Here is a 20,089-nt window from a genome sequence, read left to right on the forward strand (position 1 = left end):
AAATTTATTGAAATATTTGAGCATTTTTCTATTTTTATTACCAAATGTGGTAAATTTTTTATTATGAATAAATTAGTCATAGTCGAATCTCCAAACAAGGTAGCCACAATACAAAAATATTTAGGAAGTGAATATCAAGTTTTAGCATCTGTTGGGCACATTGCTAAACTTTCAACAAAAAACGCTTCACCATCAATAAAAATGGGTATTGATTTCGAAAATTGAGAACCCATTTATTTATTAGACTCAACTAAAAAGTCAATAATAAAAAAATTACGTGATGCCGCAAAAAATGCTGATCAAGTTTTAATTGCAACTGACCCCGACCGCGAGGGTGAAGCAATTGGCGATCATTTAGTTAAATTTCTAAAATGCGAAAATAAGTATGTTCGAATTAAATATAACGAAATTACAAAAGACTCAATTTTAAAAGCGATATCCAACCCAGGTAAATTAGATATTGATCTAATAAATGCCCAAAAAGCACGAAGAATGCTAGATAGAATTATTGGTTTTAAATTAAGTGGATTAATTAAACAAAAACTATCAAACTCACCAACCAAGCCATCTGCTGGCAGAGTTCAATCAATAGCATTAAAATTGGTTGTTGATAGAGAAAAATTAATTGAAAAATTTGTTCCTGTTTTCTACCATAAAGCATTTGCAAATTTTGGTAATAATTTTGAGGCAACTTATCATAACGATGCAAATGAATCAGGGCAAAAAGATTGAATTTTTCCGCATGAAAAAGCTGATATAGAAAAAATAATTTTTAACGAAAATAAACATTTTATATTGGAATCAGTAAAAGAAACCAAGAAAACATTATCAGCATTAACACCTCTTAAGCAAGCTGTTTTATATAAAAAATCACCATTCTCAGCTTCATCAACTCAAATGGCTGCCCAGAATCTTTATGAAGGTTATGGAGATGGTGGTTTAATAAGTTACCCTCGTACAGATTCAACTAGATTAAGTCAGTACTTTATTGATAATGCACGAAAATATATTGCTCAAAAATATGGACAAGAGTATGTTTCAAGTGAAATCAAAGGTTTTTCTGGTGATCAAGATGCACACGAGGCTATCAGACCAACAGATGTTTCACTAACTCCAGATATGGCAAAAAATAAATATAATTTAAATAATTATGACTATCAAGTTTACAAAATAATCTATGAACACACATTGCAATGTTTAATAAATTCTCCTATAAGATTGAGTAAGTTATACATATTCAACAAAGATTCTTTAAAATTTAGATATTCAACAAGTAAAATTCTTTTTGACGGATACTATGTAGTAAAAGGTGAAAAAGAAGAAGTTGCCGATTTGGATTATAAAATAGGTGAATTGGTAAAAGTTAATCATTTTAAAATAACAGATCATCAAACAAATCCGCCATCTAGATATAGTGAAGGGTCATTAATTGAAGCACTAGATAATATTAAAGTTGGTCGCCCATCAACATTTGCATCAACAGTTAAAATTATTTTAGAAAGATGCTACGTTGAAAATTTAAATAGTTCATTACACCCTACTGAATTTGGTAGATTAGTTCTTGAAAAATTAATAACTTCATTCCCAGACATAATTGAAGAAGGTTATACAGCAAAAGTTGAAGAAGAACTAGACTTAATTTCACAAGGTAGTGTTTCATTGCAACCTGTTATGAGTGATTTTTGAAACAAATTTAATAAAGTTTACCTTGAAGCACAAGCAACAATGGAATTAACTCAAATTCAAAAAGAATTTTTAGATGAACCTTGTGAAAAAGACGGCGCAAAAATGATAGTTAGATACAATAAAAAAAGCGGTTTAAAATTTGCTGGCTGTGAAAATTTCCCAAAATGTAGAAATACAAAAAGTATTTAATGCATAGGCAACTATGCATTTTTATATCTTATTAAATATTAAAATTAATATATACTTTAACTATATATATTTATGTAGAAAGATTGTGAATGAAATTTTTTAATTACATAGAATATTTATTAAAAAACATATTAATAAATTTTTGCCTAATATTAATTTCAATATTTCTAATTCATTTTGCACTAGGTTTTAACTTAGTACAAAATTTTCGTATTCAATATAGTTTTGAATATATTGGCAAAATATTAATATTTAATTATGGCAATGTAGAATTAAATTCACAAATTAGTGTTTCCGCAATATTCAATCCGTATTTTTACACAACTTTTGCAATATTGATTATTGTATTAATATTAAGTCTTGTAATAGGTTTTGCTATTGCCTATAATTTAGCAAAATCAAACAATAAAGTGTTTAAAACGTTAAATGCAGCACTAACATTTTTAAGTGCAATGCCAATTTTCATTATTGCGCCTTTGTTAGTCATAATTAATAAATATTTATTTCTGCCTTCCGTTTACATTGACACTTTTTATGGCAATTTATTTAATACTATTTTATCTTTATTGACTCCAATTTTAATTCTTTGCTTACTTGTTTTACCTTTAATTATTTCAATAAATTATCCAATTATTTACGATATTGTCAAGAGTGAATATTATTTGTGAGCTAAAGCAAATGGATTAAGCTATAAAAAAATATTTTGAACAATTCTAATTAGAAATTGATTGTCAAAATTCATTGAAAAAATTGTATTAATTTACTCATACTTGTTAACACTAGTATTAGTTATTGAAAGATTTTTCTATATACCAGGTCAGTCATTTATATTCCAATATTTAAAGCAAGAAAAATACTTTAATTTGCTAATGTATTCAATTTTGTTAAATATAGTTAGCATAATTATGATTAAATCCGCAAGTGAATTGGCAATATTTATATTTGACATAAACAAAAAGCAAAGAAATATTTATTTAAGGAGGTTAAAATGGATAAAAAATTATTCAAAATAGCCTCAAAAAAACAACCCCTTGCTCAATTAACACAGATAAAATCTTCTGCAAAACGTTATTGACAAAGAGTTTTTGCTAATAAGTGAATGATAGTTGCAATAGTAATTTTAGTTTTGCTTTTTGTTTTACTTATTGTTTCTAAACTTTTTTACTCGCAAAGTTTCAACCAAAGCATCAATGATGCATATAGTATAAACTATGAATTACCCTCATCTTTAGCCCCACTTAAGTCTATTACGCTTCCCGAAGGTGAAGAGTTAAATGTTTTTACAGTGCTAAAACAAAAATACCCAAATTACATTGAAATTAGCAAAATAAATAATCAAAACTATGACTCAAATTCTTATTGAGTTTTATTCAATGCATATGGAATTTTGAATGATAATTCCCTTCATTTATTAGGAACTAATTCAAGTGGGATTGATATCTATGCAAGGGTAATAAAAGTTCTATTTGATTCATTTATAATTTGTTTTTTCTCAATATTATTTGCTTTACTTTTTTCAATGATTTTTGCGCCAATTTCGGCAATATATTTGCAGAAAGATTTGTCCAAATCAATAGAGAAATGAATATCTATATTCGCTTTATTGCCCTATTTATTATTTGCATTAATAATTAATTTAACAATGAAATTTAGCATATTAAATTTCATAATATCTTATAGCATTTTGTCATCTTTATTTATGTATATAAATGCTTATCAAATATCTGGCGAAATATTAAAAAATGAGTATATAAACGTTGATAAATCTCTTGGATTTAGCAAGTGAAATATATTTACAAAAGATTTAATAAAACCAGTATTTTTTAGTCAACTTATTTTTGCAATAGAGCAAATATCATTAATGCTTATTTCATACTCAGCACTAGCAATATTTAATATCGATAACACTAATATTTCGCTAGGTTTGATATTAAATGAATCATTACAACTGTTTGATAAAAATCCAAGCTATCTTTTAACAATATTTGTGTACATATCCGCAACAATTTATGCACTTAAAACAATATCATATTCATTAAGCTCGGCATACACAAATATAAGGGGGCAAAATGTTTAAAAAATTACTTTTTTGCTCAACTTTACCTCTTGCATTGGTTTGCAGTTCATGCTCGTCACTATATAAAGTTGACAAAAAAACATATGTAATCGAAGTAAATAATCAAAATGAAACTTTTAACAATTTGTCAAAAGTTTCAGGCGTTTACGAACTAAGAAAAACACATCATGACACTTTAACCGGAAACTATTTATTAAGATATAAGTATAAAAACGAAACAAAATATGACTACTTGAATAACTATTTCTATAAAAATGGAGTTAGTGCAAAATTCCTTAAATTTGGCATTATTGATGAAATCCATCTAGTAGATGAACAAAATTCAACTCATATTTTTAACACTGATGAAGATTCTCAAATAAATAATGTAAGCGATTTTATTCACCCTGACATTAATAGAGGTTATAAAAACCCGATTTATCAAATTCAAACAAATAACCATATTTCAATAAATTCTTCATTTTTTAACCAAAAACTTGCAAGCAGTAAACTAATTCGTTTTAAAGTTAAAAACAATATTTACTGATATGATAAAGATAAAAAAACTAATATTTTAATTAATGCGAAAGATATTGAAAAATCAATTGAAACAGCAAATTTATCTTCTCAACAAACAAATGAATTAAAGGCATTTGGAATTGAAAAAATGGATTTCAAAACACATGAAAATAATTCATATTTTGAAATCAAATTAAATGATAATTTTAAAGCTGAATTATTTTTAGATTTAATTATTAACAATAAGATTTTTTCTGCTTATAGCGATAAATTCAACTATTCTGAATATTATTTAGTTAAAAATGACCTTAAACACACATTATATAAATCTGTTAATAATACTAATGATATTCAAAGTGTTTTAATTAAATATAATTCAGCTGGTAAAGTTGATAAACCAACACATGCAAAACACTTATTAAATGAATATCATCAAGGACTTGTTTCTAGCAATCTATTAGATGATTTTAGTGATGTTCAGCAAAAACAATTAATTCGAGATTTTAACTCAAATAAAGGCATAAAATTATCTGTTGTACAGAACTTTTCAAATAATATAGTGAATACAATTATGTTCAAAGATTTTATTGATGAACCTGATATAAATAACGTTTTTGAAATAATGATGTATGGTAAAAATAAAGATAAAAATGGCCAAATAAGTCAATTTTATTCGCAAAATAATATTGATTTTAGAAACAATATAACGCAAATAATAAACAAATATACATTGAATTTTATTGCTAATAAAACTAATTATTACGATAATTTTATATCTCCAAACGCGATAATATCTAATGCCCAAAACACAAATTATCTTAAAGTTATTGATGCAAATGATCATGTGAGCAAAGGTCAAATAAATTTAACAAAAAATATTGAATTTTATCCGCAGGATCTAAAGAAAAATTATTACAATGCTGAATCATTTTTAAATGTAGATAAACAACTAAAATCAATACATTTTGAATCGATTAGTAAAAATATAGCCAATATAATTGATGATTTTTACAAGGAAAACCCTAATATAAAGAATAAAAAAATTAATTTTATATTACCGCTAAAACTTGAATCTTTAGACACAAGAATTATTGAAAAATTAAACAAAATTTTCAATGAAATAAACCAAAATTTACAAGTTAATATTGTTGATATTGATAGTGAAATAGCGAAAAAATATTACAACTTTTCAAACTACTCCACAAATAACACAATTGAATATATTAATAAATTATTATTAACAAGCAATAACAATCTTATTAATGCTTTAACTAATTCTGATGTTTCGCAATATAAAATACTTAACAAAACTAAACAGCTATTAATTAAATTTATTGAGCAAAATAAAATTATAGTGAACATAAATGACAAACATTTTTTTGAAAAAATGGGTGAATTTTCAATAAAATTACACAATAAATTTTCATACTTTGAAATAATAAAATTAATCAACGAAATAAAACTTTTATACTCATCACCTTATAATTTAAGCTCAAATATTGATTTAGATAGTTTTAAATATGAATTAATTCAACCATGAATAATTAAACCAACAAGAGAAGATAACTTAATATATTTTGAAGACATAAAAATGGAGGGCAAAAATGAATAAATTTTGACTTGGCTCAATTTTATTAACTAGTCCTTGCTTTTTAGCTGCTTCTTGCGTTAAAAATCAATTTGAAATAAATTCCAAAATTACACATAAATTAACAGCTAATGAAAATATTTTTGATGTTTTTTCAAAAGACCAATTGAAATTTATAAATGAAAATTATCAACCAATTTTTATCGATAAATCCAACCCAACATCTAAAATAGATATTGAATTTTTAGAGAATGATATAAAAATTAAAAATAGCAAAAACACTGTTTTTGCCTCAAAAGTTATTGATAAATTTCATTTTTTACCTAGATTAGGAATTCATAAACACCCGAGCCAAAATTATTTTATTGTAAATAATAAACCTTCAACTATTAATAATTATGAATTTTTATTTGAGAAAAATGATTTTGATTTTCAAAATCCCAATGGTGGAGAATATATTGACTTAAACAGTATTTTTTCAAGATTATTTAGTAGTGAATTAAATGATAGTTTTAATATTTTAAATCCAAATTTTATACCGCCTAAATGATTAAGGGCGAAAACAATGTAAAAAATATTGAACAAATAAAGCATTGAGAAAACTACATTAAATTAGAATTACTAAGATATGATTTTGGGCAATTGCCTCAAATTGATAGAGTTAAAATTTTTCCCATTAAACACATAGAATCAATTGAAAATGGAAAATTTAAAAGTGCAATAATTATAAAAATAGACCTACAAGATAAAGACGGTAAAAGCTTAATATCAGAAAAATATCGCAACCAACATTATCTATTAGGCAAAAACCAAAATCAATACTTAATTAAAACTGAATTAGACAATGTTGCAAAATATAATTCATCCTTATTTAAAAATTACAATTCTGTTATTGACTTCAATAACACATTAAACATTGATGATGATGAATTGTTATTTAATGAGTATGCAAATGTCTATTTTGGCGACCAAACAATTTTAATGTACAAAAATAAATTAGCAATAAACGCAGACCAATATGAAGCATATGTTAATCCAACATACCCATATGAAAAACTTACAGCAAGGGCATTTTTGTGATTTTTAAATAATGATCAAAAATATTTTGAATTAGTAGTGCCAGAGCATAGAAAAAACATTGATTTAGAGTACAAAATAATAAACAAAAAAATCAATAAAAAATACTTAAACAATACTCTTTCGCTAATTGAGTTTGATATCGAAGTAACAAAAAGAGATTTATCAAAAAAAGTTTATAAATGATATTCAATTGACATTAACTCACACTATCACACATTTTCGAAATATAAAATAACACCGGATCTTAACTGATTTGACCAAGAAACTTATGGTTGAATTTCAGGTGTGAATTATAATGAAAAAACCTTACCAAATAAGGTTATAGGTGCTAATGAATTTTATGAAAAAATTTTACTAAAACTATTGTCTTTACAATTGTATAAGATAAATTCGAACCTATCAATATTCGACAATAAAATAATGGCAAACTATGAAGCACATTTGGCAATAAATAACACAAAATTACACGAACAATTAAAAACAAAACTTGGAAGTGACGTATTCAAATATTTAGTAGCCGATGAAAAAGACAAAACAAATCTGCTTTATGACATTGAGATAAAATATCTTGGAGTAGGTGATGAACCCGGAGTTTTAAATATCCGGGTAGATTTTCTTGATAAAAACAAAAAATCACTTCTTAGCGATGAAAATCGCAAAAAAATAATAAAATGATATGGTTTTAAAGGCACAAATTACACTAAAATTAATGAACAAATCAAAAAACAAAACATTCAAGAATTAACACTAAAATATTTATTGGAAAATGATTCAATCAAATTAAAAGACCAAAACAATGTAATAGATTATTTCTTGTGGGGAGGAGAAAATGAAAAAAATAATTAAATTACTTGCGCCAATTGCGGCATTAAGTCCCACACTTATTGCTAGCTCATGTTTTTTAGATGGTTCTTATAATATTCATCAAGGAAATTGAGATTTTAATTCATTTGGCAATATAGAAAACTACAAAAATATTGACAAAAATTCTATTAAAATTAATTTTAAGAATAATTATAGTGTTGATTTCCAAAATAATGTTATTGCACCAAAAATCAAAAATGTTAAAACAATTGAAGATTTAAAACGAGTAATTAATGAACACTTTATAATTTCAATTACAGCACTAAGGCCTCATTCAGGATGGGGTGATGGCTATGCTCAATTCAATCATATTCACATTGAAAACATTCCAAACGTGTTTTTAGACCATGAAAAAGTTCTTCACTTCCAAATGCATATTGATAGTATTGAAAATTTCAAATTTGAAAACAATATTATGAGACTAAAAGCAAAATTTGCAAGCAAAAACTTTGATAAAAACAACAAAAACCAGCCCTTATATTATTTTGAGCATGAGTTGCAAATTAAGGTTGGAGGCCAAAATGGATAATTATTTAAACAATTTTTACAATTGATTAACATCTCAACCTCACATTAATGATTTAGGTGCAAAAGCGATTTTGGCGCTAATTGTTTCAGTAATTTTATTATCGATACCTATTTTAATTGCAAGCATTGTTCCTTTTATAATCAAAAAACCAAAAAAAGAGTTTTCAATATATCTTTATTCATTCATAACGGGTATGTTTATTATTTTAGGTTCTTTTGGATATTTAAGAGAATCAATCGAAATAACAAGCATTGGTAGCGGACTTAAAGGCGAAAATATTCCGGCAAGCAATATTTATTTATATAACATTTTTGTTGTTGGGGGTGGAGCATTAATGGGAATTATCAGTGCTTTTGTAATCAAAATAATTATTTACAAAGTTATTCAAAAAAATTACAAGTTAAAAAACTCAATTTTTATTCATAATCACGAACACGGACATCATCATGGCGAAATTGCTCACACTCACGAGCATAAAGACCATATTTGAAATGCAAATGATTTAGCTGACGTACATTCAAATGCTCCAAAATCAAAAAATAAATGAACTGCATTAGTGCTTTTATTAGGGCACAGAATACCTGAGGGCTTATTAATTGGAATTAGTTTGCATAATTTGATTGCAAATCCAAATATTAATGCAATATCAGTAGCCTTCTTTGTTTCATTTTTATTACACACAATACCAGAAGAAATCGTATTTTATTATCGTCAAAGAGAAATGGGTATAAAACCAATTTTTGCATTGCTTAATTCAATAGGAGCACTTGCACTTATTATCCCATTTATATTTATTGGCATCTATGGAGCAAAATTTATTGATTCAGTTGCTTGACTAAAAGCAATGATTTTAGCAATCGTAGGTAGCGTAATGCTCTTTACTGCTCTAATGGAATTTCTACCCGAGTTTTACCACAATAATATGGAAAAACGCAAATGGTTTACAACATTCATAATGTTATTTTTAGGAATTATATTCACAATTTTAATACTTTGTTTCCATCAACATGGCCAATCAATATCAGCTTTTAAAAAATAGTTTATACTTTGTTTATAAAGGGTAATTATGGATAAAAATAACTATATAAAATACAAAAAATTTGTTTCTATTTACTATGTTTTGTTAGTGGTTAGTAGTGCAATAACACTATTGTTTACGGCATTAATTGTAAATAAGGTTGAATTTTTCCACTTTACACATGGTGCTAAAAATCTGCAAATTTACAACATAATTTACATTGTATTTATTTGCGTTTTTGCTTTTCTGTCTTTATATGCAATAATTTTAATTATCGCAATCAATTCATTTATCTATAAATTAGAAAAAATCAAGACCCTTAAACACGAAGAATTTGAAGCAATGGAAAAAAGAATTAAAAAACACAGCATTGCGCTAGATATTATTAGTTTCAACAAACATCTTTCATATGATATTTACACCGCTTCAAAGGATTAATAAAATGAGCTTTTACGAGCTCATTTTATTATTCTCACAATTTTGCGTATTTTGCGCACAAATCTTGGCTTCTTTATTAATATCAATCAATAAGACAATTAAACCAACCAAGGCTAAAAGAGTTATTAAAATACCTAACCCAATTAAAACTTTATGAACTGTTTTTATATTACTGGTTAATAAAATAATTATCAATACTATAAGTGTTGTTTCTAGAGGGATAATAATTACGTAGATAATTCCCATACTCATCAAAATTTCTGATAAAAGAGAAGCTAATGATTGTTGTTGACCATTAGCAGCTGCTAAAATGAATTTTTGTAGTTCAATTCCCATAAAAATTATTCCAATAAAGTTTAAAATGAATAGCAATGAAACAATGATTAACGACGCTGTAGCAATTTTTTTAATTAATTTATTCATATTAACATTTTATACTATTAGACAATGAATATTATAAATTAAGTGAATTAGCTCTTATTTCTCTTTAAAACGAGCGTCTTTTTCTATAAAATCTTTTAATTCATCTAAAACTTTTTGTTTATCTTCAATTGAGTCTGATGAGTCCATTTTTGCAACGAAATTTTCAATTGTTTTTTTAAGTTCTTCATCTTTATTTTTTTCAATATATGAAGCAATTTTTGCTAATAATTCCTTAAATTTTTCAATAAGAACTTCTAATTTTTTGTCGTATTCAAGATATTTATCAATATTTTTGATAAAATTTTTTTTGATATTTCAAATATGCTGATTAATTTGATTTTCATCTAGATTTATAATCTCATTATTAATTTTAATAATCTTGTTGTATTCTTCTTTGTCGATTACTCTAAGGATATATTGTGCTTCTTTAAATATTTGTGCTCATTGATTTAATGCATATTTTTTGTCATCAAAAATTTCACGTTCTAAAATTCTTGATGCTTTATGTAATTCAGGAGTTGCAGGTAAATCCATTCCATTTTTAATTTTTTCGTCAAATAAAGGTTTGATGAAGTTAATCAATGAATTCTTGCCTTGATTATAAGCTTCTACTATGGCTTGATTATATTTTGATTCTTTTACTTTTTGCTCTGTTTCTAAATTGATTTCACCAATTCTTTTTTCTTGGATTGCAAAATTAGTTTTACTGTAATTTAACATTTCAAGATAATCTTGTTTTGTTAAGGGAACTAAAAAAGTATCAATTAATTTCTTGCGTAAAACTTCTAGATTATTTTTACTATCAGCACCATTAATTTCTTTTTTCAATTCAAGAATATCATTTGCTTTCTCAAGACTAATTGATTTATAGTGCTTTTCAATAAGATTTATTCTTTGAAGCAAAATATCTTTTAGATTGTTTAATTCAATTTTTTGTGAATCCAAGTTATTGCCCCCATCATTCTGGCCACCAGAACCTTTAGAAGGATTAGAAATAGTACCATTACCAGGTTGTTTGGTTTTCTCAGGAGCCTTAATATCATTAGTTGTTTTAGAACAAGATATTGAAAATACACTAACAATAAATATACTTGATATTGATAAAAATTTATTTAACTTCATATGACCTCTTTTGCGTAATTGTTTTATTATACTTTTAAAATTATTTTATTAAATAAATAATGAATATTTTACCAATTCATTCGAAATCAAATTGGTAAAATAAAAAACCAATTCGGTTTTATATCTTAGATTATTATTGTTTGAATTATTTTGTTTCAACTGATTCAGCATCAGCATCTTCATCATCTTCATTATCTCCAATTAACTTATTGATTTTTTCAATTGCAGTTTCATAATCATATGTACGAGGGATTGAAGGAATTTGGTCATTTATGCGTTTCAGGTCTTCTAATTCTTTTTTACCATCTTCTCCTTCCAATATTCTTCCAGCTTCCTCCAATAACATTTCATATTCTTTTTTTACTTCTTCAAGAGGTCTTTCTTTAGCATCTCTCTCATCTGTTTGTATGTCATTTTTACTTAAAAGTTCATTTATTTTTTTTATCGCTGCTTCATAATCTTGAACAGTAGAATTGTCAGTAATAGTTTTATTTATTGATTCTAATTCTGTAATTTGCTCTTTGTCTAATTCTTCGTCAGAAAATAACAATTTAGCTTCTTTATATTCACTTTCGTATTTTGCTTTTATTTCTGTTAATTGATCATTTTGCTGAGTTTTAGGTGTTTCTTGATCAGACATAGGATCATCTTGTTGCACTCTGCCATTGTCGGCATTATTTGCTGATGAACCATCTTGTTGATTATTCCCAGATTGTCCTTGTTTAGTTAAACCATCTTGATTTGTATTCCCAGATTGTCCTTGTTTAGGCTTTTGGTCTTTTTGACCATTTTTATCTGGCGATCCTGGTTTAGAACTTTGAGCTCCTTGTTGATCTGAGGGATTCATTACTTTATTATTTTTATTTTCTTCTTCTACTTTTTTTACTTCTTTTGTTTTAGTGCATGAAATAGCCACTAATGGTAAAAATGTAGTTGCACTTGCCAAAATTAAAATTCTTTTATTTTTCATTATCTCTCCTCGAAAAATTTATAAGGTTATAATATACTAGCTGAATTATTAATATAAAATAAATATCTTTATTTATACAATTCATAATTATTTCCATATTTTTTTCATATCAATAAACACACAATTATTAAAACTTTTAAATATAAGTTATATTTCTATTTTTTTAAATAAGGCTTATTAGTAAATTAATAAGACTAAAAAATCCCTAATTTATAGGGATAAAATATATTAATAATTATTTATTTTTTGCAGCATTTTCGATTTTTGTTACTAATGGAGTAATAATTTTATTAACTAATTTATTAGCTGCCTTGTCAATGAATTTTATTTTTAAAAGTGCAAATTTTTCGACTTTTTTAAGATTATTAACAAGTAATTTAGAAATTTTTTCTGATAAATCCTTAGAAATTACATTTTCATTGTCAATTAGCAACATTAAATAAATTGTTTTACCTAAATTTTCGATGATGCTATTATCAAATAATTCAGAAAGTTGATTGGCTAGTTTAGTACCAATTGTTCTAACTCTATTTTTCTCTTTAATTTCATCTTCACTTCAATTTCTATCTGGTTTTTTAAAGTCTAATTTAACATTTTTAGTTTTGATATTGTTTTTTGTGTTGGTTAGTTCAACATTTAATGACCAAGCAGGCTTAATATTTTGGTTAATTTTAGTAATTCTAATACCATCTCCAAAAGTTACATTTTGTGATTTTAAAAAGTCTAAAATCATTTTTTCAGCTGCTTGATATTCAGTTTCTTTTTTATCTTTTTTAGCTTCTTCAAGTGATGTTTCACCCTTGCTTTTAGCATTTTTAGTTCCTACTTTATGAATAACATCCTTAAGTTGATTTGTAAATCAATTTTCAGTTACATAAAAATTATTAAATTCTTTTTGCAGCAGTTTTTCAAATTCCTTAGCATCATCATTAGTTTCAAATTGCACATTTATTTCTTCTGATCTAATCTCTGGTTTAAGATTTGTAAAGTCGAATTTATCTACTTTATTAAATATATTTTGCAAGAATTCATCTTTTGTAAATTTTTTAGACAAACTTTTGCCTGAAAAATTTACAGATACATTTACAAAATCATCATTTGATTGAGATGCTGCAGTTAATTGACTAACTAAATCTTTTAACCTAGCTTTAAGTTCTATATTTTCATCAGTGTTTAACTTAACTTCAAATGTAGTTTTAGCTTTAATTTGTTGCCCTGGTGTTGGATTTGGAATGTTTGTAGCATTTAATTTATCATCTTGCTTTTTCTCTGATTTCGCACAAGAAAAAGCAATAAGTGGTAATAATGATACTGGCGATAATGAGCCAAAAATAAATAATTTTTTAAGTGATTTTTTCATGATTCTCCTTTATCAAGTGTAAACATTATATATATATATATATATATATATATATATATGGCAAACATATAGTTAAAAAATCACTTAAAGATGGAAATTTAGAGTATTTTCTCAACCAAATTTGTTTAAATTTTAATTTTACAAATCCAAGATCTTTATAAGGTAAATAAAGAAAATAAGGGCTCGCTATCTGTTAAAAGTGAATATTAGACACGCGGAAAAAGGAACTAAGTTAACTACGGGTTAAATAGATGATTATGATTAAACAAATCTACGAACAAATGAAAAATATGAATATAAACATTTTAAAAAAGAGAATAGGACAATGAATTTTTAAATATGAGTCTTATTATAAGATAAATGAACTTTTAAATAGTCGCACCATTAAAGAAAAGGAAAAAAATTGAGCTAAGTGAGTATATAAAAATATAGTATATATGTTAAAAGAAAAAAGTAGAAGACAAATATAAAAAAATCAAAGTTAACTTAAGCATTGTTAAATGGTCAAGATAAAATGAGTAAATTTGTAAATATTTTAACCTATGGATATAAGCTAAAATAATAAGTTAAAAAATGCCGAAAATAAGAAAGAATCAACCTTAGATGCTATTATAAAATTTAAAGATAAGATTAGTTATGATAGTAATATGGCAAATAATTAAGAAGTCAAAAGATAAGAATTTGTCGGTATGCGCCATGGACTGTGCCAGCATTTTTGTTGTAATAATTGAATATATAATGACTATAATTTATATGATAATAAACTTAAAAACTTGTTCCTAATAGAAATATTATTCTTAATATGATATATTAATATTATAAAAATCCACATATATTAAGCAAGGAAAAGAAAAATGAAATTCAATTACAATGGACTTTGGAGACTCTTCTTGATAAGAATATGTAGGGAAAACTGAATTGATAAAACGAGGGGTATCGCCTAATACAATCTCAAAAGATGGTTAATAAAGAGCTGTATCACTTACGATTATCAGAAAAATCTGCTAAGAACTTGGAACAGATATAGGTGATATAGTTTATATGAAAAAGATAAAGGAAGGTGAATAAATGGCATTTACAATAGATGTAGATGAAGGTAAATGGAGCGAAAAAGTTCTTAAAACCCTTCTAATTGATAGAACAACAAATAGAAATATAATTTGGGGAACAAATGATTATATTTCACTAGGGGAAAAATATAATTCACACTATCAAATTTTATTTGAATCTATAATCGGAGAAAATTTAGGCGTGATTAAACCTAGGATATTAAAGACAAAAGAAAAACAGGGTAATAGAACAAAAGTCAAAGCTGAAGTTTTTACACCTAGCTGGGTTTGTAATGCACAAAATAATCTTGTAGATAATGCTTGGTTTGAGAGCGAAAATATATTTAATAGAGAAATTGAAAAAGGTTGGGAAACGAATATAGAAAAAATCAAATTCCCAGATAAAAAAAATAAAACTTGGCAAAATTATGTTGACGAGAGAAGACTTGAGATTACTTGTGGAGAAGCTCCATATTTAGTTAGTAGATATGATACAGTTACTGGAAAAGCATTTGAGCTGAAAGATAGAATAGGTATGCTTGATAGGAAAATGAGAATTGTAGCCGAAAATACTTCTACTGAGGAAGAATGGCTTAAATGATCTGAAAGAGCGTTCCAAAGTATATATGGATTTGAATTTCAAGGAGATAGCCTTCTTATCGCAAGAGAAAATCTACTTATTTCATATTGTGAATATATGGAAGAAAGTCTAAATAGACAGCCAACCGAAACAGAACTAATCAATATTGCAAAAATAATTTCATGAAATATATGGCAGATGGATGGTCTTACTTTTAAAATTCCTTATGAAGAAGATATGAAACCATCTCAGCAGTTAGAAATATTTGATGTACAAGAAAAAACAAAGAACAGCTTATGTATCATTAAAGATTGGAGAGCAAATAAAATTCATACATTCCAAGATTTAGTAAACAAAGGTAGCAAAAATGGATAAAACAAAAATAGAAGCAATAGATGTGCTTGATAGAATTATAATAGGACGTGTAGATCCACATATATATGCTTTTACAACAAATACAGTGCCAAATTATCTAAAGGTTGGCGACACATATAGACCAGTATCACAGAGATTAAACGAGTGAAGAGCATTTTTCCCCGATCTTGAAAAACAATATGAGAATAAAGCTATTATTGATGGAGAAATTTATTTTAGAGATTATGCTATTCATCAATACCTTGAAAATGATTTAAATAAGAAAAGACTAAAACCAGAAGAATTGGAAGATGGGATTTATTACAGTAGAGAATTTTTTAAAGAAACAGAAATAGAAGATATTAATAATGCTATTAAAGATATAAAAGAAAACTATCATGCAAATTTAGGCAAATATGAATATTATAGTTCTAATAGTAGATTGCCCGAAAGGTATCATTATCAAAGAGGTGAAAACTGGATTTTAAGACCAAATCAAGCTATGACTGTAAAAAATTTTAGAAATGCAATAAATAATGGCAGAAAAAATTTATTGATATATGCAGTTATGCGTTTTGGAAAGTCATTTACCTCTCTTTGCTGCGCCTTAGAAATGGATGCAAAAACAGTCTTAATTGTATCTGCAAAAGCTGATGTAAAAGATGAATGAAAAAAAACTGTTGAAGAAGCCGGGAACTTTTCTGATTATGTTTTTCTAGAAGCCTATGATTTATCTTCTAATGAGAATGTTATTAAAGAAAATAGAAACAGAAACAAAAAACTTGTAATATTTTTAACTTTACAAGACCTGCAAGGTTCTGAAATAAAAGATAAACATAAAGAGGTGTTAAATGAACTAATAGATTTACTCATTATTGACGAAACCCATTTTGGAGCAAGAGCACAATCATATGGAAAAATTTTAAAAAATGCTGGCTATGATAAGGCGGATGAAGGGAATATCAATAAACTTGAAGATGAAAATGTAGATGTTGCTGAAGCTGAAATAGAAATTAAGAAACTTAATGCCAAAATTAGACTACACTTATCTGGAACACCTTATCGTATCTTGATGGGTAGCGAATTTGAAAAAGAAGATATTATTTCTTTTGTACAATTTTCGGATATAGTTAAAGAGCAAGAAGAATGGGATAAAAATAATCTTAATAATGATGATATAAATGAATGGGACAATCCATATTATGGTTTTCCTCAAATGGTTAGATTTGCATTTAATCCCAATAAATCATCACGAGATAAAATGGAAGCTCTTAAAAGAAGCGGGGTTACATTTGCTTTTTCCAAACTATTTGAGCCAGAGTCAATAAAAAAAGATACAGTAAATAATGGACATAAGAAATTCATAAACGAAACTGAAATATTAGACTTGCTTCAGGTTATAGATGGCAGCAAAGAAGATGAGAATTTACTTAGTTTTTTAGATTATGACAAAATTAAAGATGGCAATATGTGCCGTCACATGGTAATGGTGCTTCCGTATTGTGCATCTTGTGATGCTATGGAAGAACTTTTAAGCACTAAAAAATATGACTTCAAAAATCTTGGCGAGTACGAAATTATAAATATTTCTGGTGTTGATGCAAAAAGTAGCTATAAAAAACCAAGCGATATAAAAAATAAAATAAAAGAATGTGAAAATTTAAATAAAAAGACAATAACATTAACAGTTAATAGAATGCTTACTGGTTCTACTGTTGAGCAATGGGATACAATGCTTTATTTTAAAGATACTTCTTCTCCACAAGAATATGACCAGGCTATTTTTAGGTTACAAAATCAATATGTTAGAACATTGTCTAGCACAAATGGTGTTATAAAAGAAAATCTAAAACCACAAACACTACTTGTTGATTTTGATCCAGATAGATTGTTTAAAATGCAGGAACAAAAGTCTCTGATTTATAACGTAAATACAGAAGAAAATGGAAATAGCAAATTAAAAGAAAGAATTGCTGAGGAATTAAGAATATCTCCAGTTATTATGATGAATCATAATAAAATAAAAGAGGTTGATGCAACTAATATATTAGAGGCAATCAGTGAATACAACAATAAAAGAAGCGTATCAGATGAAGTTTTAGATATACCAATCGATTTTTCAATTTTAAAAGATGATGATATTAGAAAAGCGATTGAACAGCAAGCTCAATTTAATTCTAAGCAAGGACTCACAATAGTTCCAAACCAAGGCGAAGGTGATGAACTTGATATTGATGAACCAGTTGATGAAGCCAAAAAATCTGAACAAAAACATGATAAACCAGAGAATAATGAATATATCGAAGAAAAAAGCGATAAAGAATTAGAGAAATTAGAAGGTCAGATTAAAACATATTATCAGAGGATTTTGTTCTTTTCTTTTTTGACTAGGGATAAAGTAGCTTCGCTTGATGATATTTTAAGTGTGCTTGAAAGAGATGAAAATATTAGATTATCTAAAAATTTGTTTTTGGATAAAACTATCATTGAAAAAATAAGCAAGTCAATGGATCCATTTAAGCGTAGCAGACTTGATTACAAGATACAAAATATTTCAATGCTTGCATACGATGAATCTATTGAGCCTATTGAAAGAGCAATGACGTCTATCAAAAAATTTAAAAGAATGTCAGAATCAGAGGTTATTACACCATTTAAGGTGTGTGATGAAATGGTTGGTTTATTGCCTGAAGAGGGTTTAAAAGAGATTGTATCTAATCAAGATAACCTTTTAGATATTGCAAGCAAATCTGGAGAATACGCGGTTGCTTTATATAAGAGATTGACATCTGAACTTGGGTATTCACATGAAGATGTTAAGGATATTATTTACTCTATTCCAACATCATCTATTGCATACGAATTTACGAGAAGATTTTATGAAATTTTGGAGTTAAATGTTGAAAATATAGCAACAATGTTTAATGCATATGATTTGATTGAGGTAAAAAACGATAAAGATGAAGTTGATTATGAGAAAATAAGTGGGATATTAAAACAAAATAAAAAATTTAGTAACATAACATTACAAGATGAAGTAAAGGTAGGTGATAAAAAAGTGAATTTTGCAGCAGTAATAGGTAATCCTCCATATCAAGAAAATAATTCTTCGAGAAATAGAGATGATTCGATATACAATTTGTTTATGGAATTGGGGTATTCTATTTCCAATATATGTGTTTTTGTTACTCCTGCAAGATTTCTTAATAATGTGGGTTCTACGCCTACTATTTGGAATAATAAAATGTTGAACGATCAGCATTTTAAGGTTGAGAGATATGCCACTAAATCTACAAATATTTTTGAAAATGTTGATATAAAAGGCGGTGTTGCTATAACATCTCGAAATAAAAATATTATTTATGAACCAATAGAAATGTTTATTTCAAGTAATATTCTGAGAGAAATATATGAGAAAGTTAAAATAAAAAGCAACAATTTTGAGGATAATATTAGTTCTCTTATGTATGTTCAAAATAAATTTAATCTTAAAAATGTTTTTGATGATTTTCCTAAATTAGAGAATATTATAAAAAAAGAAAAGAGAATTACATCATCAGCATTTAAAGATTATAAAGAATTATTCAAAGAGCATAAATTTAATAATTCAGTTCAAATATATGGAAGAATTTCTAACGAAAGAACATATATGTGGATGGATAAAAAATATCTTGAACCACATGATAACTTTGAATTTTATAAGGTTTTTGTTCCTGCGGCAAATGGAAGTGGTGCATTAGGAGAAGTTTTATCTACACCCGTAATCGGGTACCCCGTAATCGGGTACCCCGTAATCGGGTACACCCAAACATTTATTTCGCTAGGTAAATTTAATACAGAACAAGAAGCGGAAGCATTATTGAAATATATAAAATCAAAATTTGCAAGATTGATGTTAGGGTTAAAAAAGACAACTCAAAATAATAAAACAAAAGAAACTTGGTCTAAGATTCCAATGCAAGATTTTACAGAAAAATCTGATATTGATTGGACAAAATCTATCGGAGAAATCGATGAACAACTTTTTGATAAATATAACTTATCAATAGAAGAAAGAGAACATATAAAAAAGTCAATCAAGGATATGTAGGAGGAAAAATAGAATGTTGAACTAAGATGATGATATATTGAAATCATTAGTCAAACAACTTTTTTTATTCACTATCTAAAAATAAAAAGTTTATAAAATAAGCTATTAATAAACTAGAACAAAAAAGTTAACACAAAGGTGTTGGCTTTTTTTGTTGTGGTTTAAAGTGAATAT

The 20,089-nt window shown here is 26.4% G+C and carries 15 protein-coding genes; 11 read left to right on the forward strand and 4 right to left on the reverse strand.

The window, feature by feature from the left end:
* Positions 1–63 precede the first annotated feature (63 nt).
* The 9 genes from topA (at position 64) to EXC34_RS02300 (ending at position 9,967) form a co-directional block, all read left to right on the forward strand.
* Positions 64–1,875: a type I DNA topoisomerase gene (topA, locus tag EXC34_RS02260; RefSeq protein ID WP_129687741.1), complete on the forward strand. Its 1,812-nt coding sequence runs from the start codon at positions 64–66 to the stop codon at positions 1,873–1,875.
* Between the two features lie 89 nt (positions 1,876–1,964).
* A complete protein-coding gene (locus tag EXC34_RS02265) occupies positions 1,965–2,888 on the forward strand; it encodes an ABC transporter permease subunit (protein ID WP_129687742.1) in 924 nt (307 codons plus the stop codon).
* On the forward strand, positions 2,864–3,952 hold the full coding sequence (locus EXC34_RS02270) for a hypothetical protein (RefSeq protein WP_129687743.1): 1,089 nt from the start codon (positions 2,864–2,866) through the stop codon (positions 3,950–3,952). Before EXC34_RS02265 ends, EXC34_RS02270 begins: the two co-directional genes overlap by 25 nt.
* Complete coding sequence (locus EXC34_RS02275; protein ID WP_129687744.1) at positions 3,945–6,062, forward strand: OppA family ABC transporter substrate-binding lipoprotein; 2,118 nt, start codon at positions 3,945–3,947, stop codon at positions 6,060–6,062. The genes EXC34_RS02270 and EXC34_RS02275 overlap by 8 nt, the downstream gene beginning before the upstream one ends.
* Positions 6,055–6,609: a hypothetical protein gene (locus EXC34_RS02280; RefSeq protein WP_129687745.1), complete on the forward strand. Its 555-nt coding sequence runs from the start codon at positions 6,055–6,057 to the stop codon at positions 6,607–6,609. The genes EXC34_RS02275 and EXC34_RS02280 overlap by 8 nt, the downstream gene beginning before the upstream one ends.
* On the forward strand, positions 6,585–7,964 hold the full coding sequence (locus EXC34_RS02285) for an MAG3240 family lipoprotein (RefSeq protein ID WP_129687746.1): 1,380 nt from the start codon (positions 6,585–6,587) through the stop codon (positions 7,962–7,964). The genes EXC34_RS02280 and EXC34_RS02285 overlap by 25 nt, the downstream gene beginning before the upstream one ends.
* Positions 7,948–8,511: a hypothetical protein gene (locus tag EXC34_RS02290; protein ID WP_129687747.1), complete on the forward strand. Its 564-nt coding sequence runs from the start codon at positions 7,948–7,950 to the stop codon at positions 8,509–8,511. Before EXC34_RS02285 ends, EXC34_RS02290 begins: the two co-directional genes overlap by 17 nt.
* On the forward strand, positions 8,504–9,550 hold the full coding sequence (locus EXC34_RS02295) for a ZIP family metal transporter (protein ID WP_129687748.1): 1,047 nt from the start codon (positions 8,504–8,506) through the stop codon (positions 9,548–9,550). The genes EXC34_RS02290 and EXC34_RS02295 overlap by 8 nt, the downstream gene beginning before the upstream one ends.
* Positions 9,551–9,577: 27 nt before the next feature.
* Positions 9,578–9,967: a hypothetical protein gene (locus tag EXC34_RS02300; RefSeq protein WP_129687749.1), complete on the forward strand. Its 390-nt coding sequence runs from the start codon at positions 9,578–9,580 to the stop codon at positions 9,965–9,967.
* 12 nt (positions 9,968–9,979) lie between these two features.
* Here the strand turns inward: EXC34_RS02300 and EXC34_RS02305 are convergent, their stop codons facing one another.
* From EXC34_RS02305 to EXC34_RS02320, 4 genes are all read right to left on the reverse strand, one after another.
* Positions 9,980–10,390: a hypothetical protein gene (locus tag EXC34_RS02305; RefSeq protein ID WP_129687750.1), complete on the reverse strand. Its 411-nt coding sequence runs from the start codon at positions 10,388–10,390 to the stop codon at positions 9,980–9,982.
* A gap of 54 nt (positions 10,391–10,444) precedes the next feature.
* Positions 10,445–11,512 carry a hypothetical protein gene (locus EXC34_RS02310; RefSeq protein WP_129687751.1) on the reverse strand — a complete coding sequence of 356 codons (1,068 nt, stop codon included), beginning with the start codon at positions 11,510–11,512 and terminating at the stop codon, positions 10,445–10,447.
* 145 nt (positions 11,513–11,657) lie between these two features.
* A complete protein-coding gene (locus EXC34_RS02315) occupies positions 11,658–12,482 on the reverse strand; it encodes a variable surface lipoprotein (RefSeq protein ID WP_129687752.1) in 825 nt (274 codons plus the stop codon).
* A gap of 235 nt (positions 12,483–12,717) precedes the next feature.
* Positions 12,718–13,842, reverse strand: a complete 1,125-nt coding sequence (locus tag EXC34_RS02320; RefSeq protein WP_129687753.1) for a variable surface lipoprotein — start codon at positions 13,840–13,842, stop codon at positions 12,718–12,720.
* A gap of 1,068 nt (positions 13,843–14,910) precedes the next feature.
* On the opposite strand from EXC34_RS02320, the gene EXC34_RS02325 reads away from it, so the two are divergent.
* Positions 14,911–15,846, forward strand: coding sequence for a restriction endonuclease subunit M (locus tag EXC34_RS02325; RefSeq protein ID WP_129687754.1), 936 nt, complete (start codon positions 14,911–14,913; stop codon positions 15,844–15,846).
* Positions 15,839–19,915 (forward strand): Eco57I restriction-modification methylase domain-containing protein, encoded by a 4,077-nt coding sequence (locus EXC34_RS02330; RefSeq protein WP_129687755.1) that lies wholly within the window; start codon positions 15,839–15,841, stop codon positions 19,913–19,915. Before EXC34_RS02325 ends, EXC34_RS02330 begins: the two co-directional genes overlap by 8 nt.
* Positions 19,916–20,089: the final 174 nt, after the last annotated feature.

The organism is Mycoplasmopsis bovigenitalium (genome assembly GCF_900660525.1).
GTDB classification, from domain to species: Bacteria; Bacillota_I; Bacilli_A; order Mycoplasmatales; family Metamycoplasmataceae; genus Mycoplasmopsis; species Mycoplasmopsis bovigenitalium.